Origin of the sequence: Paenibacillus sp. JDR-2 (genome assembly GCF_000023585.1) — a bacterium.
Lineage (GTDB): Bacteria > Bacillota > Bacilli > Paenibacillales > Paenibacillaceae > Pristimantibacillus.
This window is the reverse complement of record NC_012914.1, coordinates 2670722-2691219: the sequence shown is the minus strand read 5'-3', so window position 1 is coordinate 2691219 and position 20498 is coordinate 2670722. Positions and strand designations below refer to the sequence as shown.

Here is a 20498-nt window from a genome sequence, read left to right as displayed (position 1 = left end):
CTCGCTTTCTGGAATACGACATTTAGAGCCAGGTCTTATTCCACAATAAACGTCAAAATATTTCAATCATTATAGCACAATCGCTGATAATTTCCCAATGTACCCAGTTGCACAATCCTAATCAATAGTCTCGTTGGACGAGGTAATCGGCAATAAGCAGCAATTTATCCGGCGCATCCAGCTGTGCTTCAAGAATGGCAGCCTTCGCTTCACGAGTTAATCGTTTGACTTGCGCTTTGCTCTCATCAATCCCAATTAGATAAGGGTACGTCACCTTTTGCTGTTCAACATCGCTGTTTGTTTTTTTGCCAAGCTTTTTCTCGTCGCCGATCAGATCAAGTATGTCGTCTTGAATCTGGAAGGCAAGACCGATATTGCGCCCGTAATGGCGCAGCGCTTCAAGCTGCTCCGCAGATGCGCCGCCGATGCGGCCGCCAGCCGTTACCGAGAAAACGATCAAATCGCTCGTCTTGTGAAGATGAATATATTCAAGCTCCTCAATCGAGGTGATTCCCTGCTCTCCCTGCATATCGGCCGCCTGACCGCCAACCATGCCTCTTGCTCCCGCAAGCATGGCAAGGTCTTCCACGATATCAAGAGCTACTTCGGCGCTGATTCCGCCAAGGCGCGCTACTTTCGGAATAAGGTGAAACGCGTGCGTCAGCAGGGCATCCCCCGCCAGAATCGCCATCGCTTCTCCGAATACCTTATGATTCGTCAGTTTCCCGCGGCGGTAATCATCATTGTCCATGGCCGGCAGGTCGTCATGGACCAACGAATAGGTGTGAATATATTCAATTGCGCATGCAACCGGAAGCGCGTGGCGGGCAGCCGCTGCCTGGCCGTGAACGGCTTCTGCGGCAGCCAGAACGAGTGCCGGACGTAACCGTTTTCCTCCAGCCTGCAGGGAATACAGCATGGATTCCCTGAGCTGCGGCGGGATATTCCATTCGGCGGGCAGCGCTTCGGGAAGCGACTTTTCAACAAGCGCAGCACATTCATGCAAGTAGGTCTTGATATCTGTAATCAACGTTATTCCCCTTTTTCCTCGTTCATTGGAGCGAATGCCTTCTTCTGAAAACCTTGCTCTGTTTCAATCAGCACTTCAATCTTGCGCTCAACCTGCTCCAGCTTGCCGCCGCACAGCTGCGACAGCTTCATGCCTTCCTGGAACAGATCAATTGCCGTTTCGAGCGGTACGTCGCCGCTTTCAAGCCGTTCGACGATTTTCTCCAGCTGTTCCATTGCTTCCTCAAAACTAAGTTCACTATTCGCCGCTGCTTTCAACGCCATCTTCTCCTTTCATTGACCAGACATGACAATCTAGCTGTCCGTCGGCTACCTTCACCCTTACAAGATCACCCGGCTGAACATCTGCAATGGATTTAATCAGTCGCTTCTCCTGTTCGTCGTAGACCAGGCTGTAGCCTCTGGCCATTACTTTGAGAGGACTAAGCGCATCCAGCTGCCTAATTGCGCTTTGGAGCTGCAAACGCCGCTCTTTAAGAGAGGATACCATCGCCTGCTCAAGCCGCTTTACATCACCTTGCAGACGCTTAGCCGCAAAAGCAGCCTGCTCTCCCGGATGATGTCCGGCTAATTGGCTTTGAAGTCTTTCAAGCTTTGCTTTCCCGCGTTCGGTTAAACGGAGAGTCCGATGCTGCAGACGTTCCTGCAGGCGGTCCAGACGCTGTGCCTGATCCAGCAAATATTTGCGCGGATGCACGAAAAACGGCGACCGTCTGACGCGCTGGAGCTGCTCTTTCCGGCCTTGCACCATCATCCGGAGCGATTGCTCTAACCGTTGCCGTTGTCTTGCCAGCTGCTGCTGCAGCTCCGCTATATGCGGCACTGCAAGCTCTGCGGCCGCAGTTGGCGTTGCCGCCCGAAGATCGGCGACAAAATCCGCAATCGTAAAATCCGTCTCGTGGCCAACCGCGCTAATGACCGGAATTTGCGATGCGGCAATGCTTCTTGCGACAGGTTCTTCGTTAAATGCCCAAAGTTCTTCCAAAGAACCTCCGCCCCTGCCTACAATTAATACGTCGACTTCGCCAAAACGGTTCATCGATTCAATCGCTTTTACAATAGAAGGTGCCGCCTGCGTCCCTTGGACCAGCACAGGAAACACATAAATAGGAATGGAAGGATGCCTGCGCTGCAACGTAGTGATAATATCCCGGACCGCCGCGCCGGTAGGAGAAGTAATTACGCCTATAGCTCTGGGAAAACGCGGAATGGGCCGTTTGCGCGATTCGGCAAACAACCCTTCTGTCTCCAGCTTTGATTTCAGCTGTTCGTAAGCAAGATACAAGCTGCCAATTCCGTCCGGCTGCATAGCCGTCACATAGAACTGGTAGTTGCCGTCACGCTCATAGACCGATACATTCCCGCGGGCCATGACTTTAGTGCCTTCACGCGGAATAAACGGCAGCCGTTGATTATGTGAAGCAAACATAATGCATTTTAGCCGGCTGTCCTTATCCTTGAGCGTAAAATACATATGGCCGCTGGAGTGGTGAGTAAAATTGGAAATCTCGCCCCTCAGCCATACATCGCTGAGCAAGACATCCGACTCGAGCTTCATCCGGATGTACCGGTTAATATCCTTTATCGAATAAATGCGAGGTTGATCTGCCATATGACATCAATCACTCCCCGATTTTGTGCGCTCGTTTCGCAGCGGTAATCGTATTGTTCATAAGCATAGTAATCGTCATAGGGCCAACGCCCCCCGGAACCGGAGTAATAAAGCCTGCCGTTTCCAGACAGTCATCATAGTCCACGTCGCCGCAAAGCTTGCCGTCAGGCAGGCGATTAATGCCTACATCGATGACAACCGCACCCGGCTTAACATATTTGCTGTCAATCGCTTTCGCTTTACCGATGGCTACAACGAGGATGTCTGCCTGCTTAGCGATTTCCTCCATGTTGGCTGTGCGGGAATGACAGATCGTTACAGTTGCGTTTTCGCGGAGAAGAAGCATGGCAACCGGTTTGCCCACAATGTTGCTGCGGCCGATAACGACAGCGTGTTTGCCCGAAATATCCACGCCGCTGCGTTTGATCAGCTCGATACAGCCGGCAGGCGTACATGGAAGCAGGCTGTCATCGCCAATAACCAGATTGCCGACGCTTTCAGGATGGAAACCGTCCACGTCCTTGTCGACGCGAATGGCGTCAATAACCGCTTTTTCATTGATATGTTTAGGCAACGGAAGCTGTACGAGAATACCGTTGATTTTGTCATCGTTATTCAATTGATCAATAAGCGCAAGCAATTGCTCTTCCGAAGCAGACTCTTCCAAGCGGTGAACCTCGGAATAGAAACCAAGCTGCTGACATGCTTTCTCTTTCGAGCCGACATAGACCTTCGAAGCTGGATCCTCACCTACGAGAACAACCGCAAGGCCAGGTACAACGCCTTTTTCTCTCAGATCAGCCGTTTCCTTCTGAATTTCTTCCCGGATCATATCAGAAATCTTTTTCCCTGCAATAATTTGTGCGCTCATCATCATCTCTCCCCTATGTACACGGCCGCTAGGCCGCTCATCTAATTAGTCGATTCCGAATTTGCTGTCTCGCCTTCGCGTTCTTTAAGCAACTTGCCCAGAACGCCGTTTACGAATTTGCCGGATTCCTCCGTGCCGAAATGCTTGGCCAGTTCAATCGCTTCGTTAATTGCGGCTTTGGGCGGAACATCGTTGCGGTATGCAATTTCAAAGTAGGCAAGCCGCAAAATTTGACGGTCAACACGGGACAAACGGTCAACCTGCCAGCCTGTCAAATAGTGCTGAAGCCTCTCGTCGATCGCCGCTTTGTTTTCCGCTACACCGTTAACCAGCTCACGGACATAGTTATCCGTCTGATCATTCTCTACGAACTCCGCTTCGATCTCGTTCTCGGAACGCGCTTCCTCCATAAGCATGTCCACTGCTTCCATGGGGGTTACTTCGTTCATTTCCAATTGATACAAGCTTGATACTGCAATCTCGCGTGCTAATCTACGTTTCATGAATTCCTCCTCGGCAGCTTCTCTGCCGATCTACTATTATTTTTATAAAAAAACCTATGATCTCCTCCCTGCCCGGAACTGGCGGCAATCCATCTTCCGGCGTACGGAGGAGACCACAGGATTATCTAAACGGCCGATACCTTTCCATGAGCCATGACCAAAGCCTCTGCCAAGGCAGGATAGAACCGTTTTGCAAGTCCTTTTGTTTGCCAATCCAATAACCAACCGAGACGAGCAGTATGAAAAACAGCATGTCCCAAAAACCGGCAAACAAGTACACAAACCCAAAAAACAGACCAGCGGCAGCGCCGACCGTCCGTTTCCCATAGACTGCCCAGTACTCCCTCCACATCGGCATTCTCCCCTTTACTCGACGCGACTTTTATTCGGTGCGGATTGAATGACGTTAGCAATATAGACGGCTACGTTCGTCACCGGAATGCCGGCGATTTCCTCGACATGATCCTTTACAGCCTTCTGGATTTCCTCCGTAAGACTAGGAATCGAGTTCTCCCCGTCTACTACCGCACGCAAAATAATGTTGAGACCCGAATCGGAAGCTTGAATCCGCGCTTTCAGATCCTTTACGCCGCGTTGCTTCCCGGCAGCCTTAAGGGCCAGATTCTCAATCGTCTCAATCGAGATGCGAATATCGCCAAAATCGGTACGCTGGTCGATCGACGGCGCCGAAGAGGAAGAACGTTTCAGCGATACAATAAAGAAGCGCAAGCTGAGTACGAGCAGAACCAGACCAACTACAATGGTTGTTATCAGGAATGAGTTCGTACCATAAAGCTCACTGACCATATCATTCAAATCGTCTTCCCGTATCCACTCAAACCCGATACAGGCAATAAAGACGGATATAACGCCGATGACTATACTGTAAATAAACAAGAACAGCTTGTCTATAATTCTGATCAACGTAACGCCTCCTCGCATTTGAGCGAATGAAAACCCCCTGGCGCGAAGCGGCATAACCATCACGAGGGGGTTATATTAATTCAATTCATTTGCGTGTATATGTTATTTCACGCGGAAATTCGAATCTTCTTCTTCCGGCTTGCTCTCTGCCTTGAAATGGACATCGTGAATATGTACGTTCACTTCAATAACGTTCAATCCCGTCATCATTTCAATAGAGCGCTTTACATTGAGTTGAATCTCCGAGGCGATCTCCGGAATCCGGTTGCCGTACTCCACGATAATCGACACATCGACCGCGGCTTCCCGCTGGCCAACTTCAACTTTTACACCCTTGGACAAATTTTTGCGGCCAAGCAGTTCGGCAATACCGCCTGCAAAACCTCCGCTCATTCCCGCTACGCCTTTCACTTCGACAGCAGCCAGTCCCGCAATAACTTCAATGACTTCAGGGGCAATTTGAATCGTGCCAATGTCCGTTCTCTCATAATCTGCAGCAATCGTACTCATGATGGTTGTACACCTCCTTAAAGTTGCGCGCTCCGGGTATTTACTTGGAGGTAAATACCGGAGTGTTACCTTCGCACCTTATTTCTATACTATAACATTCGACGTGAAATATGACAAACCAGGTGCAGATTGTACTATTCCGCTAATTCTGGCTGGTTAACGTCATATTCCTCAAGGAATTTAATATCAAAATTACCCTTCACAAAGACCGGGTGATTCAGAAGCTTCTGGTGGAACGGAATCGTCGTCTTGATTCCGTCGATCGCAAACTCGGAAAGAGCGCGCTTCATCCGCGCAATCGCTTCATCCCTCGTCCTGCCCCAAACAATCAGCTTCGCAATCATCGAATCATAATGCGGGGAGATCGTGTAGCCCGGATACACCGCGCTGTCCACCCGTACGCCCGTGCCGCCTGGCGGCAGGTAGAACGGAATCAGACCAGGTGACGGCATAAAGTTGCGCTCCGAATCTTCCGCGTTAATACGGCATTCAATTGCCCAGCCGTTAATTTGAAGATCCTCTTGCTTGAACGACAGCGGGTTGCCTTCGGCTACGGAGATCATCTCTTTGATCAGGTCGACATTTGTGATCATCTCGGTTACCGGATGTTCAACCTGAATACGAGTGTTCATCTCCATGAAGTAGAAGTTGCCGTCCGGACCTAGCAGGAATTCGAGCGTTCCGGCACCTGCATATTGCACGGCGAGGGCTGCACGTACGGCAGCGCGTCCCATCCGGTCGCGCATAGCCGGTGTCAGAACCGGACACGGAGCTTCTTCAACCAGCTTCTGACGGCGGCGCTGCACGGAGCAGTCGCGTTCGAACAGGTGAACGGCATTGCCGTGCTTGTCGGCCATAATTTGAATTTCGACGTGCTTCATGCCCGTCAGGTATTTCTCGAGGTATACCCCGGCGTTGCCGAAATTCTTCAGTGCTTCCTGTTGGGCTGTTGTGATTTGCTGAACAAGCGATTCCTCGTCCTCAGCAATACGGATCCCTTTGCCTCCGCCGCCGGCTGTAGCCTTAATGATAACCGGATAACCGATGCTGCTTGCAACGCGGACAGCCTCATCCATATTTTCAACCAGACCGTCTGAGCCAGGAATAACCGGTACGTCCGCTTCCTTCATGGTCTGCTTGGCTACTGCCTTGTCGCCCATCTTGCTGATGGCTTCAGGTGAAGGACCGATAAACGCAATGTTGCAGGATTCGCAGATTTCGGCGAAATCCGCATTCTCCGACAGGAATCCGTAACCGGGATGCACGGCATCGCAGCCCGTGATCGTAGCCACGCTCATCAGATTTGTCAGGTTCAGATAGCTGTCCTTGGATGCGGTTGGACCAATGCAGTACGCTTCGTCAGCGAGGCGTACGTGCAGGGAGTCGCGGTCAGCCTCGGAATAGACGGCAACTGTAGAAATACCGAGTTCGCGGCAGGCACGAATGATGCGTACCGCGATTTCTCCGCGGTTTGCGATTAATACTTTTTGGAATTTCACGTTTGTACTCCTCTCAGGCAACAATTTCTCCAAATTCGGAGCTTGTATTATTCCGGCTTAACAAGGAAGAGCGGCTGACCGTATTCAACCAGTTGACCGTTCGACACCAGAATCTCAACGATTTCACCGCGAACTTCCGCTTCGAGCTCGTTCATCAGCTTCATTGCTTCAAGGATGCATACAACGCTCTTCTCGTTTACGCGGTCGCCTTCTTTAACGAAGACCGCAGCGTCCGGAGACGGGGAGCTGTAGAATGTGCCGACCATCGGCGAAACAATCTGATGCAGGTTGTCCGTGTTTGGTCTTGCTGCAGGCGTGCTGGTTTGTACAGCTGCAGCAGGAGCTTCTTGAACCGGCTGTGGTGCAAATACAGGCGCCTGCGTATATGTATGCGTAATTGGGGCTGCAGCTTGTACATTCACCACTTCGGTTTTGCCAGGCTTGCGAATGAATAAGCGTGCTCCTTCGTTTTCGATCTCCAGCTCATGAACGGAAGTCTGATCAACCAGTTTGATCAATTCCTTAATCTCGCTCAATTTGAACATGAATAGTTTTCACTCCTTAAAAGTTTCCGAAGCCTTCTGCTTCGTATGCGTTTTCTCAGATGGAAATAGCATTATTCAGTTTCGATGGATAATCTTAGTTATCCTTTACATAACGTCTAACATTATATCATAAACGCGGCAGAACACGAATCAATTTTTTAGCTTAGCCTAGCGTAAACGGCTGCGGCATTCTTCGGAGCAGCAGAAATCATACCTTTCTCGGCTGCAGCAGCTTAAATAAAAAGAAGCCGGCCAGGGCTTGAAACCCTGCCGGCCTCTTCTATTTTTATTTGATAAACTGTACGGAAACTTGGTCTGCGTCTACGCCCAATGTTTTCATTACGAGGTCGATAATGTTTGCGGCTTGACTCTTATCAAGCTTATCGCTTTCTACCAAAACCTTGTAGCCGTTGCCTTCTTCGTTGACGATTGCCTGTTGGAAAGTCTTCATCAGTTCATTCTCAATGCTTGTCAATTTGGAGTTTTTGTCTTCCAGTTGATCAAGCTGCTCCATTGCCGTTTTGCTGTCGTCCGGGTTTTGCAGGTTCGTGATATCGGACATCAGTTTATCCTGCTGATTGCTGTTCAACTCGCTGCGCTTCTCTTCAGCCTGGGCAAACACGCTGCTGTCGACTCCGCCTTGCGATTCAAGCTGGTCAAGCACCTGCTTGTCGGCATCCGAGATGCTGCCGTCATCCGATGCGGAAGCATTGCCTGTAGTATCCACTTGATCCACAACAATCTGGCTGTTATTGCCTGACGACGCTTCCGTTGCTCCCGCCTTTTGTTCCTGCTGCGTGCCGTCAGAGAGCATGTCTGGCGACTTGGTATCTTGCGTAAAGAGGTAATAGGCGGACAATACGACCATCAAACTGAGCATCGATACGAGCCAAATTGTTTGTCTTTTCGTGTTCATAGAACACCCTCCTAATAATGGTTTATTATCATTGCTTGCTTGGCGCTACGGAAATGCGGTTGGCCGGTACGTTTACGCCCTTCTCCACCGCGTCTATGATAAGGCGTCTCACGGTCTGATTTTCAGCGCCTTTGGCGACGATCAGCACACCGCGAATGCTCGGATTAATCGTCTTCGTCACGATCGGCTTTTGATCGCCCGCTACTTCGGCTATAACAACCTGGCCATCTTTGTTGATCGCCGTAATATGCCGTTTGCCTCCGTTGCGGTCCGTCTCATCTGTGATGGACTGCGAATCCTGATCCGTTCTGGCGACCTCAATCTCTTCCGTGGAATCGATCGTCACCAGCACGTCTACCGAGCCGACACCAACGATTTTCTCCAAAATCTCTTTCAGCCGGTTTTCCAACGGTCCTTCGATTGCCGCGAACGGCGAGGAATCCGCTGATACGGAATTTGACAATGCCGCTGTATCCTGGGGAGGCGGGTTCGGCCCTTGGGTCAAGGTATCGACCTTGTCAAATTTGAGAAAGGAGTTCAGCAGCATGAGGGCCGCCCCAATACAACCGATAACGAGAAGCAGCCTAAATGTCTTAACCCGCTTCGGACCACCCGGACCGCCGCCCACCATCGATTCCAGACCACTCAGCCATTTGGCCACTGCGCTTCCTCTCCTTTTTCCTTCACTCGCTATTCTCTGCCCGCTGTCTCACCTGGATGTTCGCTGAACTGATTCCCCAGCCTTCGGCTATCAGGCTCCTGATCTCCTTGCTTTCGGAAGGGTTGACCTGTACCCAGCCATTATTAGCCTCTGTCTTCCCTGCTTCCGCCTGCTGCTTATCCGTTCCGCCTGTTTCCGTCTTAACGTCCACGTCTACCGAAATGGCGGAAACCTCTTTGACGTCTTTCTCATCAGGCTCAGCCGTTCCGGCAGGCTCTTCCTTCTCCTCCGGCAAAGTCACAAGCACCGAAGCTATCGTCGGCGTTAATTTTTGCCCCTGCTTTTCCCAGTTCAAGGATACGTCCACCGCCTCGACCGCCAGCTTCATTTGCTTGACTACCGTATCCTTCATCGCAGCTTCCAGCGTTTGCTCCATCAATACCGCCGCATCATTATTTTGCTGCTGGTTAAGCTCATCCGCTTTTTTCTGGATATCGTCGAGGCTTGGCATCTTCACCTCATGCTGCGGCTCCAGTTGGTCCCATTGAGTGATTCCGTCCTTGAGCTTGGCATTAAAATCGCCTTGCAGCAGCCGAAGGATCGGCGACATGATCGTAAGGAGAATGAGAAGACCTATGACCAGCCTTGCATAACGAAGCATCGCTTTGTTCGGAAGGAGCAGTTCGACGAATGCCGCCAGCATGATAACCGCGATAATATCCTTCAGCCAATCGCTGAGCCAAGCAATCACGAATCCTCGCTCCCTTCGGTATGCTGCAATGTCATCATCGGACCATAAGAGCGGCGTTGCCCGCCGTGAGCACGATGGTAACGGCCAGGAAGAACATGAGACTGACGGCTGCTAGAGCGGCGAATACGTAGATCATCGTTTTGCCTATCGTTTGCAGGCAAGCGACGATGGGAGAATCGCCAAGCGGCTGCATCGCTGCGGCAGAGACATTGTAGATAAGCGCAAGCGTCAGTATTTTGATAGCCGGGAATGCGCAGAGAAACAGAAGAATGATAACGCCGGCAAGGCCGATCGCGTTTTTGGCAAGCAAGGAAGCCGAGATCACCGTATCCGCCGCATCCGTGAACATCCGACCGACCACCGGAACGAAGTTGCCGGTGACGAACTTGGCTGTCCTCATCGTAATTCCGTCCGTTACCGCTCCTTTTGCCCCCTGCACCGAGAGGACGCCCAGAAACACCGTGACAAGCACTCCCATGATCCCAACACCGATATTCCGAAGCAGATTCGCCAGCTGGGTCACTTTGAACTTGTCTGACATTGCGCTAACGATGTGAAGGACGGCCGAGAAGAACAGCAGCGGGAATACGATGGTGTAGATGACGGTTCCAACCGTATGAATCATGAAAATGATCAGCGGATGCAAAATCGAGACGGTCAGGACATTGCCCATCGCGGCGAGCAAGGTCAGAAGCAGCGGCATCATGGCAAGCATGAACTGGATCATGGTGCCGATCGCATCCTTGGCATACCCGATCGCGACATGGAAGCTGTTAACCGCAATGATGATAAGCACCATGTAGGTTATCGAGTAAGCTACTTTGCTGACGGCATTGCGTTCGAAAGCGTTCTGCAGCGTTTCCAGCACCATGCTGAATACCGTGAGCATAACGATTGTGACAAGCAGCTTGCCGTTATAAAGAACTTCATGAAAGAAGTATCCAAGCAGTCCTTTGAATACGGTCGACAGCTTAAGCCCTTCACCGCCGGGCTTCAGCATTTCGAAGAAGCTCGGCATTTTCTCATCGGGAAAGTACCCGCCGTATTCTACCTTCAACTGGTTCCAGTAGTTCTCCACTGTCCCCGTGTCCAAGCCTTTCAACTGGCTCTCCGTCAACTGATCCGTCATCGTCGTGTCGCTTTGCTGCTGCGCTGCTCCGCCTTCCGGAGCGTTCCCGGAGGCCGTAACCGGCGATACCAGGAGCATGCTGACCAGCCAGGCGATGCATACAAACGTTATCAAACGGACGGTATACTTATAGAGCTTGTTCATCCGCTCAACTCCCCGCCGGCAGCAGCCCGATTACAGTCTCGACAATGACGCTTATTATCGGAACCGCCATGACGAGAATAAGCACCTTGCCGGCGAATTCAATTCTTGATGCGATGCTTTCCTGACCGGCATCCCGTACAATCTGTGCGCCAAATTCAACAATGTAGGCGATACCGATAATTTTCAGAATCGTCTTCAAGTAGATGGATGGTATGCCCGAGCGGTTCGCCAGATCCTCAAGAACTTTGATGACCGAATCGATTTTACCGATAAGAAAGATGAAGATAAAAAGCCCGGTAAAAGCCGCAAGCAGAAAGGCGAACAACGGCTTCTGCTCCCGGACAACAATGATGAGAATGGTGGCGATCAGCCCGAGGCCGACGATCTGAATAATCTCCAACTCTATTCACCTACTTGCGGCTTCTCTAGACGTCTCACTGGAACAGGAAGATCGTCTTGATTTCTTGAAACAAATCGTTCAGCAGCCGAATGACCATAAATAGTACAACGACAAAGCCGATCAAGGTTACCCATTGCGCCATATCCTCTTTCCCCATCTGCTTCAGTACCGTATGAATCATGCCAATGATAATTCCGATACCCGCAATTTGGAAAATAGCGCTCACATCCATGTTCATTTGTGCGGCACCCCACTAAACCATCAATATCACGACGAGCACGGCGATCAATACACCTAGGCTTTTCCACATTTTTTCATAGCGCGATTGATCATCTCTTGCTGCATCTTCCTCTGCTTTCAGTTGCAGCAGCGCCAGGTGGATATGCTTGAGCTGATCCTCCTTATCGCTGATGCCAAGGGTTGAACCAAGACGCAGCATGACTGACTGCTCTGTCTGCCGAAGCGCCGTTGTGCCCCATCCGCTTGTCATCGCCTGCTCCCAGCTCTCCCGGAAAGTTAACCCCTCCGGCCCCTGCACCCGGTCCGCGGCATCTCGGAGCAATTCAGCAAGCGGCTCCGGTACGGCTTCCGCGGTTCTTTCAAGCGCTTCGGGGAGCGGAGTATGGCCATAGCCGATCTCCGTCTCGAGCCTTTGCAGCGCATGCGCGAGCTGGCGAAGCTGCCGTGGCCTTGCAGCCAGTCTGGCAGCCTGTTGAAAGCCAATCATCGTGCCTGCGAAAAGGATAAGTACAGCGCCTAGCAGCTTGATCAAGGGACATCTCCCCTTTGCATCCCGGCATAAGACCGCCCCTGCTCGCCTTTGGAAGCTGCAGCAGTAGGTTCCCTGGCGGCGGCAGGCAGCTTGTCTTTCAGCTCTGCAGCCACAACCCGGTGCATAAACCCTTCTGCCGTACGCTTCAATTCAACAACATAAGTAAAGGTGCCATCCTCGAGCAGCTGCTGCAATACCGGTCTGCCTTTTGCATCCTGAAGATCGTAAGCATGGGCGGTAGCAATGACGCTAATACCGGCATGACTGGCTTCGCGGATTGCTTCTCCGTCTTCGGGCCGGCCGATTTCGTCGGCAATCACCACTTCGGGAGACATGGAACGCAGCAGCATCATCATACCTTCCGCTTTTGGACAGGCATCCATAATATCGGTCCGCGGTCCAACGTCAAAGGTCGGTATGCCACGGACGCAAGCAGCGATCTCCGACCGTTCGTCTACGATGCCAACCTTTCGGCCGGCCCAGCCTGCCGCATTCTCGAACAACCCCCAATGTCCATAGCTGATCGAGCGGGCGATGTCGCGGACAATTGTTGTTTTGCCTTGCTGAGGAGGTGCGAGAATGAGAGTGGAATGAACGGTCTTGCGGTTCTTGTCCAGCAGCTTGGGCAGCAGGTTTCGGGCCGAGCCGACTACTTCCCTGGCGATCCGGATATTAAATCCGCCGATATCGCGGATCCCGCGGACGCTGCCGCCGTCCAGAATCGTCCTGCCGGCTAGTCCGATCCGGTGACCGCCTGCTACAGTTATAAATCCCCTCTTTAACTCCTCTTCCATTGCGTATAGCGAGTGATTGGTTATTTTCTCCAGAAGCTTCCGGCAAGTATCGGCAGTAGGCTTAAATGCTCCGTCACTGCCTGCACGCAGAGTACCGTCGGATGCGGCGAAACGGGACTGCCCCCGGATACCAAGCTCGAGCGGCCGGCCCTCCCGGATCCGAATTTCCTCCAAATGCTCCATTGCCGATTCAGGCAGCTTCTCCAGCACCGCCTTAAGCTCCGGCGGAAGCAGATGTATGACACGGTCCAGCATGAGTCATCACTCCCGGATGTTTGTCCTTCGTACGTACTCTTATTTGTATGCTTGACCCTCATAAATATGTCCAACTTCTTGCAGATTGCTAGATTGCTATTTTTTTATAATGCCTATTAGCAAACAGACAACTCCCGCCGCTACCCACGCCAGCTTTCCGAAAGAAAGCTTGTCTGTCATGCCTATGAGTCCGATAGTTGTTGTGGCTATTAATATAAATGGTCCTACTAATGCGAGCGAAGAATTGACGACTAGCGCTTTATCGATCTGGTTTAACCGGAGCATAAGCAGCGCCGCGCAAATTTCGATTGTCCCCGAGGTTATCCGCAGAGACGCCATGGTGAGCACGATTTTATTCAACATAACCGTTCACCTCCTTGTCCGTTCCTAACGAATCAGGCCTTATTCCAACAGCTATGAACAACATTCCATCCCTACATCCTATGCAGGCTCGTCTCCTGTTCATGCTTCCCGTTCGGGCACACGCCCAGCAGTTGCTGCATATATTGCTCCATGCCCCGCCCTCATGCGGGTATCATCAAATGTTAGGAGTCAACTCCCATGACAAAAACAAGCTTCTGGCACCGCACCCTGCATGATCCAAGCGGATATCGCGATTACAGCCCTGCAAAACATAAAGGCAAAACGATGGTAATCGACAAAGGAATCGGACTAAACGCTTTCGCCGATCTCATTGAAGTGGCGGGTCCCTATATGGATGTGATCAAGCTTGGATTCGGTACGGCCGTTCTATATGAACCGGAGTTCCTGCAGCGCAAAATCGAGCTTGCCCGAAACAACGGGCTTATCATCATGCCAGGCGGAACGTTATTGGAAACAGCAGTCCAGCAGCATCTGGCCGGATCGTTTTTTGATTCAATCTGCGAGCTTGGCTTTAATGGGATCGAGGTTTCGGACGGCACAATTGAAATGAGCAGAAAGCAGCGGACAGAGCTTATAAAAGAGGGTAAGCAAAGGGGGCTCCTGGTTCTTACCGAATACGGCAAAAAAACGGCAGGTTCACTAATTGATCCGGAGCAATTAGCGGTTACCGCCGATTATGATCTTGCGGCAGGCGCCGCCTGGATTACGGTAGAAGCCAGGGAATCCGGCATCGACGTTGGCCTATTCGATGAAAAGGGCAATTGCCGCGAGCAGACGATTGAGCAAATTCTGGCCGAAATGACTAGCCAGGACTGTTTGATGTGGGAAGCGCCGCTGAAGCAGCAGCAGGCTTATTTGCTCCAGCAGTTTGGTCCAAACGTTCATCTTGGCAACATTCCGCCTAGCGATGCCTTGGCGCTTGAAGCGATGCGCCGCGGACTCCGTTCCGACACTTTCGAGTTCGGAATGCGGGAGGAGCCCGCTCATTACATGATTTAAGCAACAGCAGAAAGGAAGAGCGATTGCTATGCAGGTGCAAGTCATTTCAAGTGTGAATGAAGCCAGCTCCGCGCAATTCGTCCACAAAACGGCTATTATTATCGACGTGCTGCGGGCTACTAGCTCTATTATTACAGCGCTGGCTGCCGGTTCATCGGGCGTTGTTCCCGTGGAGACCGTGATGGAGGCACGGGCTGCACAGCAGGAAGGCGATCTTTTATGCGGGGAACGTTTCTGTAAAAAAATCGCCGGCTTCGATCTCGGAAATTCGCCTGACGAGTTACTGCTCAATACGATTAAGGATCGCCGTGTTATCTTAACGACAACTAACGGCACCCGGGCCATTCATAAATCAACCCGGGCGGATTATGTACTGGTTGCTGCTTTGTTGAATGCCTCCGCATGCGCGAAAGCAGCGGTTGATCTTCGGCGGGATGTTGTTATTTTGTGTGCGGGAAGCCATGATGAATTTGCCATTGAGGATGGTTTATGCGCCGGATTGCTTCTTTCCAGAATGCAAGTGCTGGGTTCTGCTCCGCTCGAGATCGATGACTTCGGACTCGCGATGCTATCACTCTATCAAGAACGCGCTAATGATATAAAAGAAACGCTCCGGAAAGGTGCAACCGGCAAACGGCTTCTCAAGCTGGGTATGGGGAGGGATATCGATCTCTGCTCGCAGGTCGACACCTTTGCGGGGGTTCCCCGGCTGCAGGCAAGCGGAGATACGTTGATCTGTTCGTGCTGCTGACATATTCGCCAGTGTCTGTCCATATAATGGAGCAAGCAGTTTATCCGCTTCATGACTGGAGTACGAATGATGACTGGAGAATTGATATTAGTAGGTTTGATTGTTATTGGTCTGATCGGGCGTTCTCCAATAATAGCAACTGCGGCTTGCGTTCTTCTGGCCGTCAAGCTTCTTCATCTCAGCCGGTTCCTGCCTTCGATCGAGCGTCGGGGGCTGGAACTCGGTTTGCTGTTCCTTACGCTTAGCGTCCTTGTCCCGTTTGCCTCGGGCAAAGTCCAGATGAAGGAACTGATTGCCGCCTTCAATACTTGGCCGGGCTGGCTTGCTCTGATTGGCGGGGCCGTCGCCGCTTATATGAATGCCAAGGGGCTTGATTTGCTTAAGCTTGATCCGCAGATGGTCGTTGGGTTAGTCATCGGCTCCATCTTCGGCATTATTTTCTTGCGGGGTATTCCGGTTGGTCCTCTAATGGCAGCCGGGATTACCGCGATTTTGTACAAGTTGTTTAAGCTAATGAGCGGCGGATAAATCTCATTCCATTCTCGGGTTAAAAGCCAAACTGCGCATTTGAATGTTCTTCCGATCGCCATTGCTCGGGGATTTCTTCGAATAAAGTAAACAAGGTTGAAATCCCCGAGCAAAAGCGACCGCTTAAAAGCTTTCTGAAAGAAAGCTACTTCGGAAGCATAAGCTTCGTTTCTACAGAATCATTCAATTGCTCCGTTTGGAATTAACCTCTCAAAAAGATTCTCAATTTAATATGTGGGGACAAAAAAGCCGTGCGGATTTGAATCGCGCACGGCTTTTTTGTATGAATAATAGTTACTTATTAACGGCGGTCTTGAGGTCCGCCGACGAATACTTGCTCAGCTGTATCAAGGCCATAAGCCGTATGAAGCGAACGAACAACCTCTTGCAGAGGTTCAGCTGCGATAATGCAGGATACTTTGATCTCGGAAGTACTGACCATCTTGATGCTGACGCCAAGCGACGAAATCGCCTTAAACATCGTTGCGGCAACGCCAGGGTTGCTGACCATGCCTGCGCCAACGATCGAGACTTTCACCAGACCGGCTTCGGAAGTAACTTCGCTGAACGGAACTTCCGCGCGAATGCCGTTGATTACATCAACCGCACGTGCTTCGTCATCGCCGGAAATCGTAAAGGAGAAGTCCGCTTTGCCGCTTTTCACTCCGCTTTGCACGATAACGTCTACATCGATTCCGCTATTTGCCAGCGAACCGAATACATTAGCGAGTACGCCTGGCTCATCCTCAACGCCGAGGATGCTGATTCTTGCTACATTTTTGTCAAAAGCGATGCCGCGTACGACTACACCTTGCTCCATGATCGCTTCCTCCTTCACACTAGTACCTTCGTTTTGCGTAAAGCTGGAACGTACGACAAGCTTCACATTGTTATGCTTTGCGTATTCCACCGCACGAGGGTGAAGAACGGCTGCGCCCAAATGCGCAAGCTCCAGCATTTCGTCATACGAAATTTCATTCAATTTGCGAGCGACTTTCACGACACGCGGATCCGTCGAATAAACGCCGTCCACGTCCGTGTAAATTTCGCACACATCCGCTTTAACCGCTGCGGCAAGCGCTACGGCTGTCGTATCCGAACCGCCGCGTCCGAGCGTTGTAATGTCTCCGTCTTCCGACATGCCTTGGAAGCCGGCGACAATAACAACATTGCCCGCATCCAATTCTTTGAACAAACGATCAGGACGAATATCCGTAATCTTCGCCTTGCTGTGTACTGCTTCCGTCCGAATGCCAGCCTGCCAGCCAGTAAGCGATACGGCTTGATGGCCAAGCTGATGAATCGTCATCGACAATAATGCAACCGATATTTGTTCACCCGTCGTAAGCAGCATATCCATCTCCCGCGCCGGCGGGTTCGGGTTAAGCAGCTTCGACTGATCGATTAAATCATCCGTTGTATCTCCCATTGCGGAAACGACAACAACTACGCGGTTACCCGCCAGCTGACTGTCTACAATCCGCTTCGCAACACGCTGCATCCGCTCCGGTGTTCCTACCGAGCTTCCGCCAAACTTCATCACAATCAACGACAAAGCTGATTCACTCCCAACCTTGACATATAACATACAAGTCAATAGTATACCACAACCGCGGCTCGTCTGGGTATATGCGCCTACGGAATTTGTCGAAAAAGAAAAAGCCGTCCGAATCGGAGGATTCGGGCGGCTTGTCTTCTAATTACTATGCGCGGGAGATATATTTACCCTCGCGAGTATCAATCAGGAGCACATCGCCTTCGTTGATGAACAGAGGAACTTGAACGTTCAGACCTGTTTCGACTTTAGCATTCTTAGTTGCGCCTTGCGCAGTATTGCCTTTAACGGCTGCATCCGTCTCAACAACTTTCAAGTCAACGCTGTTAGGCATCTGGATACCGATGATTTCGCCTTGGTAGCTCGAAATATTAACAGTCATGTTCTCTTTCAGGAAGTTCAGTTCCCACTCGAGTTGTTTTTTGTCCAGACCGAATTGGTCGTAAGTTTCGTTATCCATGAAAGTGTACTCTTCGCCGGAGTTGTACAGATATTGTACTGCACGGTTCTCGATGATTGCGCGGCCGATTGTTTCGCCTGCACGGAATGTTTTCTCTACAACGTTGCCGTTGCGGAGGTTTCTCAGCTTGGAGCGAACAAATGCCGCGCCTTTACCTGGTTTTACGTGCTGGAACTCGGTAACCGAGAAAATATCGCCGTCCACTTCGACGGTCAAACCTGTTTTGAAATCGTTAACTGAAACTGTCACTTCAAATTCCCTCCTGAAATAGCTGCTTTTATAGTCCTTAGCCCAGAGTAATCAATTGTTTCGGGGATGAGGTTAATATTTTAATACCGGATTCCGTGATGACGATATCGTCTTCGATCCGCACTCCGCCAAAGCCTGGCAGGTAGATGCCGGGTTCAACCGTCACAGTCATTCCGGGGGTTAAAATCGTATCGCTGTTTCTTGCAAGACGCGGATACTCGTGAATCTCCATGCCGAGTCCGTGGCCTGTGCTATGGCCAAACTTGTCGCCATAACCGTACTTCGTGATGATATCGCGGGTAAGCGCGTCGGCCTCATGGCCGGTCATGCCCGGTCGAATGTTCTCGAGAGCATGAAGCTGGGCTTCCAGCACGATGTCATAGATTTCGCGGTGCTTGTCTGTAGGCGTTCCGACAACAACCGTGCGGGTGAGGTCGGAGCAGTATCCTTTGTAATAAGCGCCGAAATCAAGCTTTACAAACTCATTATTGCCAATAACCCGCTCGCTAGCCACGCCATGCGGCAATGCGGAACGTTCACCGGACGCCACAATCGTATCGAAGGAGGAAGAAGTTGCCCCATGGCTCCTCATATACATCTCCATCTCAAGCGCAATGTCGCTTTCCTTCATGCCGGGTCTGAGGATGTTCTGCACGTGGCGGAACGTGGCATCGGCCAGATCGGCCGCTTCCTGCATAATTTGCAGCTCCGCGTCGTCTTTAATCATCCGCAGATTCTCAACAAGACCGGATACCGGTGTCAGCTTGATATCGCCTAATGCTTCGCTCCAGGCTGCAAATTGGCTGTAAACGACCTGATCCTGTTCAAATGCCGCGCTGCGGATTCCTTTGCCTGCCAGCAAGTCGCGGATATCCCCGATGACTTTCGATCCATGTTCAATCACTTGGAAAGAAGACGCCTGCTGCGGAGCCTGTGTCATATAACGGAAGTCCGTGAACAGGAACTGCTCCTGCTGGGTTATTACAACCGTTCCGGATGATCCCGTAAATCCGCTGAGATAACGACGGTTATGCTCGCTTCCGATAATGATCGCTTCAAGGTTGTTTTCGGCCATCACTTGTCTCAGCCGGTTAACTCTTTCGAGTGTCATGTTAAGCTCCCCTTTCACGCTGCACCATTTTGAAGCTTTGCAACAAGCGCTGCAAGTCCAAGCTCATAGCTTTGACCGCCAAAGCCTGCGATTTGGCCAATCGCCACCGGCGCAATGACCGATACATGACGGAAAGATTCACGTTTATGTATATTGGACAGATGCACCTCAACAACCGGCAAAGCTACCGTGCTCAACGCGTCTCTGAGCGCATAGCTGTAATGCGTTAATGCACCCGGATTAATGATTATACCATCCGCCTGTCCAAATGCGCTATGTATCCGGTCAATAAGGGCGCCCTCGTGATTGGATTGGAAAAAATCCAGCTCAACGTCGAGCTGCAAAGCTTGTTCGCGCAATTTCGCTTCGATCTGGGCCAGCGTCTCTGTGCCGTAAACACCTGGCTCTCGTACGCCAAGCATATTTAAGTTAGGCCCGTTTAAAACAACAATTCTAAGCAATTTCGCACCTCCCAATCAGCGAAAGTCTTGCATCTAGCCAAAGATCATTAGCCATTTTACCACATATGACCGCTTCTTGAGAAGCCGCAACCTGCTTAATGGGCGCCTATCGGTTCCCGCGATGCTTCATCGGTAAATTCGAAGGCGATGGAATAGCCTATAAAGAGCCCCCATAAAAGGAAAATACACAACTCGGAGAACAACGTGTTCCACCCTGCAACCGTAATCTGACGGGACATGCCAAGCACTGGACCAAGCAGCAGAAAAACAACTGCCCACCATGCGAGTCCATAAAATACGCCTGGCCACGGCCCTCTCAGCCTGCCTAGCATAACTTTATACAGCATAGCAGCCAGAACGGAAAATACGATATAGCTTGCAATGCCAACGACGATTCCCCAGCCTGTCTTTAAATAAGAAGACTTAAAGAACGGGTCAGCTAACAATCCCGGCAGCTCGGTCGTAAATTTCAATTCGTAAAAGAGCCAGCGGAGGATTCCCCAGATCAATCCCGCAAATAGCCCGATCATGCTGCTGAACAGCCAAGGGTTCGTATGATGCTGACCGCCGTACTCGCTTTTGCGATGATCATGGCCCTTCTTGCCATTGCTATCGCCTTTTTCATTTGTTACTGCCATGCGTATGCCTCCATTCATTATCCGCTTCAAGTCTTCTCCTAGTATGC

Annotated in this window: 27 protein-coding genes; 3 read left to right on the top strand and 24 right to left on the bottom strand. The window is 51.1% G+C overall.

Annotation, left to right across the window (positions count from 1 at the left end; translation table 11 throughout):
- Positions 1-121 precede the first annotated feature (121 nt).
- The 19 genes from PJDR2_RS11765 to PJDR2_RS11675 form a co-directional block, all read right to left on the bottom strand.
- Positions 122-1030, bottom strand: a complete 909-nt coding sequence (locus tag PJDR2_RS11765) for a polyprenyl synthetase family protein (protein ID WP_015843911.1) — start codon at positions 1028-1030, stop codon at positions 122-124.
- Between the two features lie 2 nt (positions 1031-1032).
- Complete coding sequence (gene xseB, locus PJDR2_RS11760; protein ID WP_041613421.1) at positions 1033-1293, bottom strand: exodeoxyribonuclease VII small subunit; 261 nt, start codon at positions 1291-1293, stop codon at positions 1033-1035.
- Positions 1268-2641 (bottom strand): exodeoxyribonuclease VII large subunit, encoded by a 1374-nt coding sequence (gene xseA / locus PJDR2_RS11755; RefSeq protein ID WP_015843909.1) that lies wholly within the window; start codon positions 2639-2641, stop codon positions 1268-1270. Before xseA ends, xseB begins: the two co-directional genes overlap by 26 nt.
- A gap of 10 nt (positions 2642-2651) precedes the next feature.
- Positions 2652-3512 carry a bifunctional methylenetetrahydrofolate dehydrogenase/methenyltetrahydrofolate cyclohydrolase FolD gene (gene folD / locus PJDR2_RS11750; RefSeq protein ID WP_041613420.1) on the bottom strand — a complete coding sequence of 287 codons (861 nt, stop codon included), beginning with the start codon at positions 3510-3512 and terminating at the stop codon, positions 2652-2654.
- A gap of 41 nt (positions 3513-3553) precedes the next feature.
- A complete protein-coding gene (nusB, locus tag PJDR2_RS11745; RefSeq protein WP_015843907.1) occupies positions 3554-4015 on the bottom strand; it encodes a transcription antitermination factor NusB in 462 nt (153 codons plus the stop codon).
- Positions 4016-4136: 121 nt separating this feature from the next.
- Positions 4137-4367 (bottom strand): DUF2273 domain-containing protein, encoded by a 231-nt coding sequence (locus PJDR2_RS11740; protein ID WP_015843906.1) that lies wholly within the window; start codon positions 4365-4367, stop codon positions 4137-4139.
- 14 nt (positions 4368-4381) lie between these two features.
- Positions 4382-4939 carry an alkaline shock response membrane anchor protein AmaP gene (gene amaP, locus PJDR2_RS11735; RefSeq protein ID WP_015843905.1) on the bottom strand — a complete coding sequence of 186 codons (558 nt, stop codon included), beginning with the start codon at positions 4937-4939 and terminating at the stop codon, positions 4382-4384.
- A 102-nt stretch (positions 4940-5041) separates the two neighbouring features.
- The gene (locus PJDR2_RS11730; RefSeq protein WP_015843904.1) at positions 5042-5449 is read right to left on the bottom strand and encodes an Asp23/Gls24 family envelope stress response protein; all 408 of its coding nucleotides are present in this window, start codon (positions 5447-5449) and stop codon (positions 5042-5044) included.
- 134 nt (positions 5450-5583) lie between these two features.
- Positions 5584-6948: an acetyl-CoA carboxylase biotin carboxylase subunit gene (accC, locus tag PJDR2_RS11725; protein WP_015843903.1), complete on the bottom strand. Its 1365-nt coding sequence runs from the start codon at positions 6946-6948 to the stop codon at positions 5584-5586.
- Between the two features lie 47 nt (positions 6949-6995).
- Entirely contained in the window at positions 6996-7493 is a 498-nt protein-coding gene (gene accB / locus PJDR2_RS11720; protein ID WP_015843902.1) for an acetyl-CoA carboxylase biotin carboxyl carrier protein, read from the bottom strand.
- Positions 7494-7779: 286 nt separating this feature from the next.
- Positions 7780-8409 (bottom strand): SpoIIIAH-like family protein, encoded by a 630-nt coding sequence (locus PJDR2_RS11715; protein WP_015843901.1) that lies wholly within the window; start codon positions 8407-8409, stop codon positions 7780-7782.
- Between the two features lie 28 nt (positions 8410-8437).
- Positions 8438-9070: a stage III sporulation protein AG gene (gene spoIIIAG / locus PJDR2_RS11710; RefSeq protein ID WP_015843900.1), complete on the bottom strand. Its 633-nt coding sequence runs from the start codon at positions 9068-9070 to the stop codon at positions 8438-8440.
- A 22-nt stretch (positions 9071-9092) separates the two neighbouring features.
- Positions 9093-9821: a stage III sporulation protein AF gene (gene spoIIIAF / locus PJDR2_RS31900; protein WP_015843899.1), complete on the bottom strand. Its 729-nt coding sequence runs from the start codon at positions 9819-9821 to the stop codon at positions 9093-9095.
- A 34-nt stretch (positions 9822-9855) separates the two neighbouring features.
- Positions 9856-11094, bottom strand: a complete 1239-nt coding sequence (gene spoIIIAE / locus PJDR2_RS11700) for a stage III sporulation protein AE (protein WP_015843898.1) — start codon at positions 11092-11094, stop codon at positions 9856-9858.
- Positions 11095-11098: 4 nt separating this feature from the next.
- The gene (gene spoIIIAD, locus PJDR2_RS11695; RefSeq protein ID WP_015843897.1) at positions 11099-11494 is read right to left on the bottom strand and encodes a stage III sporulation protein AD; all 396 of its coding nucleotides are present in this window, start codon (positions 11492-11494) and stop codon (positions 11099-11101) included.
- A 34-nt stretch (positions 11495-11528) separates the two neighbouring features.
- Entirely contained in the window at positions 11529-11732 is a 204-nt protein-coding gene (gene spoIIIAC / locus PJDR2_RS11690) for a stage III sporulation protein AC (protein WP_015843896.1), read from the bottom strand.
- 15 nt (positions 11733-11747) lie between these two features.
- Entirely contained in the window at positions 11748-12266 is a 519-nt protein-coding gene (gene spoIIIAB / locus PJDR2_RS11685; protein WP_015843895.1) for a stage III sporulation protein SpoIIIAB, read from the bottom strand.
- The gene (spoIIIAA, locus tag PJDR2_RS11680) at positions 12263-13315 is read right to left on the bottom strand and encodes a stage III sporulation protein AA (RefSeq protein ID WP_015843894.1); all 1053 of its coding nucleotides are present in this window, start codon (positions 13313-13315) and stop codon (positions 12263-12265) included. The genes spoIIIAB and spoIIIAA overlap by 4 nt, the downstream gene beginning before the upstream one ends.
- 96 nt (positions 13316-13411) lie before the next feature.
- A complete protein-coding gene (locus PJDR2_RS11675) occupies positions 13412-13678 on the bottom strand; it encodes a YqhV family protein (protein WP_015843893.1) in 267 nt (88 codons plus the stop codon).
- Between the two features lie 198 nt (positions 13679-13876).
- On the opposite strand from PJDR2_RS11675, the gene PJDR2_RS11670 reads away from it, so the two are divergent.
- From PJDR2_RS11670 to PJDR2_RS11660, 3 genes are all read left to right on the top strand, one after another.
- Positions 13877-14698 carry a phosphosulfolactate synthase gene (locus PJDR2_RS11670; RefSeq protein ID WP_015843892.1) on the top strand — a complete coding sequence of 274 codons (822 nt, stop codon included), beginning with the start codon at positions 13877-13879 and terminating at the stop codon, positions 14696-14698.
- 28 nt (positions 14699-14726) lie between these two features.
- Positions 14727-15449 (top strand): 2-phosphosulfolactate phosphatase, encoded by a 723-nt coding sequence (locus PJDR2_RS11665; protein WP_015843891.1) that lies wholly within the window; start codon positions 14727-14729, stop codon positions 15447-15449.
- Between the two features lie 69 nt (positions 15450-15518).
- Entirely contained in the window at positions 15519-15977 is a 459-nt protein-coding gene (locus tag PJDR2_RS11660) for a DUF441 domain-containing protein (RefSeq protein WP_041613418.1), read from the top strand.
- Between the two features lie 301 nt (positions 15978-16278).
- Here PJDR2_RS11660 and PJDR2_RS11655 read toward each other — a convergent pair whose 3' ends face one another.
- The 5 genes from PJDR2_RS11655 to PJDR2_RS11635 all read right to left on the bottom strand — a co-directional run bounded on the left by PJDR2_RS11655 (position 16279) and on the right by PJDR2_RS11635 (position 20451).
- Positions 16279-17532, bottom strand: a complete 1254-nt coding sequence (locus PJDR2_RS11655) for an aspartate kinase (RefSeq protein ID WP_015843889.1) — start codon at positions 17530-17532, stop codon at positions 16279-16281.
- A 148-nt stretch (positions 17533-17680) separates the two neighbouring features.
- On the bottom strand, positions 17681-18241 hold the full coding sequence (gene efp / locus PJDR2_RS11650; protein WP_015843888.1) for an elongation factor P: 561 nt from the start codon (positions 18239-18241) through the stop codon (positions 17681-17683).
- Between the two features lie 37 nt (positions 18242-18278).
- On the bottom strand, positions 18279-19352 hold the full coding sequence (locus tag PJDR2_RS11645; RefSeq protein WP_015843887.1) for a M24 family metallopeptidase: 1074 nt from the start codon (positions 19350-19352) through the stop codon (positions 18279-18281).
- Positions 19353-19366: 14 nt separating this feature from the next.
- Positions 19367-19813 carry a type II 3-dehydroquinate dehydratase gene (gene aroQ, locus PJDR2_RS11640; protein WP_015843886.1) on the bottom strand — a complete coding sequence of 149 codons (447 nt, stop codon included), beginning with the start codon at positions 19811-19813 and terminating at the stop codon, positions 19367-19369.
- A gap of 95 nt (positions 19814-19908) precedes the next feature.
- Entirely contained in the window at positions 19909-20451 is a 543-nt protein-coding gene (locus PJDR2_RS11635; protein ID WP_015843885.1) for a YqhR family membrane protein, read from the bottom strand.
- Between the last annotated feature and the right edge of the window lie 47 nt (positions 20452-20498).

What these genes read in the sequence shown, in the direction of transcription:
- xseB (WP_041613421.1), bottom strand. Translation starts at nt 1,293, where the DNA reads ATGGCGTTGAAAGCAGCGGCGAATAGTGAACTTAGTTTTGAGGAAGCA.
- xseA (WP_015843909.1), bottom strand. Translation starts at nt 2,641, where the DNA reads ATGGCAGATCAACCTCGCATTTATTCGATAAAGGATATTAACCGGTAC.
- folD (WP_041613420.1), bottom strand. Translation starts at nt 3,512, where the DNA reads ATGAGCGCACAAATTATTGCAGGGAAAAAGATTTCTGATATGATCCGG.
- nusB (WP_015843907.1), bottom strand. Translation starts at nt 4,015, where the DNA reads ATGAAACGTAGATTAGCACGCGAGATTGCAGTATCAAGCTTGTATCAA.
- PJDR2_RS11740 (WP_015843906.1), bottom strand. Translation starts at nt 4,367, where the DNA reads ATGTGGAGGGAGTACTGGGCAGTCTATGGGAAACGGACGGTCGGCGCT.
- PJDR2_RS11730 (WP_015843904.1), bottom strand. Translation starts at nt 5,449, where the DNA reads ATGAGTACGATTGCTGCAGATTATGAGAGAACGGACATTGGCACGATT.
- accB (WP_015843902.1), bottom strand. Translation starts at nt 7,493, where the DNA reads ATGTTCAAATTGAGCGAGATTAAGGAATTGATCAAACTGGTTGATCAG.
- PJDR2_RS11715 (WP_015843901.1), bottom strand. Translation starts at nt 8,409, where the DNA reads ATGAACACGAAAAGACAAACAATTTGGCTCGTATCGATGCTCAGTTTG.
- spoIIIAE (WP_015843898.1), bottom strand. Translation starts at nt 11,094, where the DNA reads ATGAACAAGCTCTATAAGTATACCGTCCGTTTGATAACGTTTGTATGC.
- spoIIIAC (WP_015843896.1), bottom strand. Translation starts at nt 11,732, where the DNA reads ATGAACATGGATGTGAGCGCTATTTTCCAAATTGCGGGTATCGGAATT.
- spoIIIAA (WP_015843894.1), bottom strand. Translation starts at nt 13,315, where the DNA reads ATGCTGGACCGTGTCATACATCTGCTTCCGCCGGAGCTTAAGGCGGTG.
- PJDR2_RS11675 (WP_015843893.1), bottom strand. Translation starts at nt 13,678, where the DNA reads ATGTTGAATAAAATCGTGCTCACCATGGCGTCTCTGCGGATAACCTCG.
- PJDR2_RS11670 (WP_015843892.1), top strand. Translation starts at nt 13,877, where the DNA reads ATGACAAAAACAAGCTTCTGGCACCGCACCCTGCATGATCCAAGCGGA.
- PJDR2_RS11665 (WP_015843891.1), top strand. Translation starts at nt 14,727, where the DNA reads ATGCAGGTGCAAGTCATTTCAAGTGTGAATGAAGCCAGCTCCGCGCAA.
- PJDR2_RS11660 (WP_041613418.1), top strand. Translation starts at nt 15,519, where the DNA reads ATGACTGGAGAATTGATATTAGTAGGTTTGATTGTTATTGGTCTGATC.
- PJDR2_RS11645 (WP_015843887.1), bottom strand. Translation starts at nt 19,352, where the DNA reads ATGACACTCGAAAGAGTTAACCGGCTGAGACAAGTGATGGCCGAAAAC.
- PJDR2_RS11635 (WP_015843885.1), bottom strand. Translation starts at nt 20,451, where the DNA reads ATGGCAGTAACAAATGAAAAAGGCGATAGCAATGGCAAGAAGGGCCAT.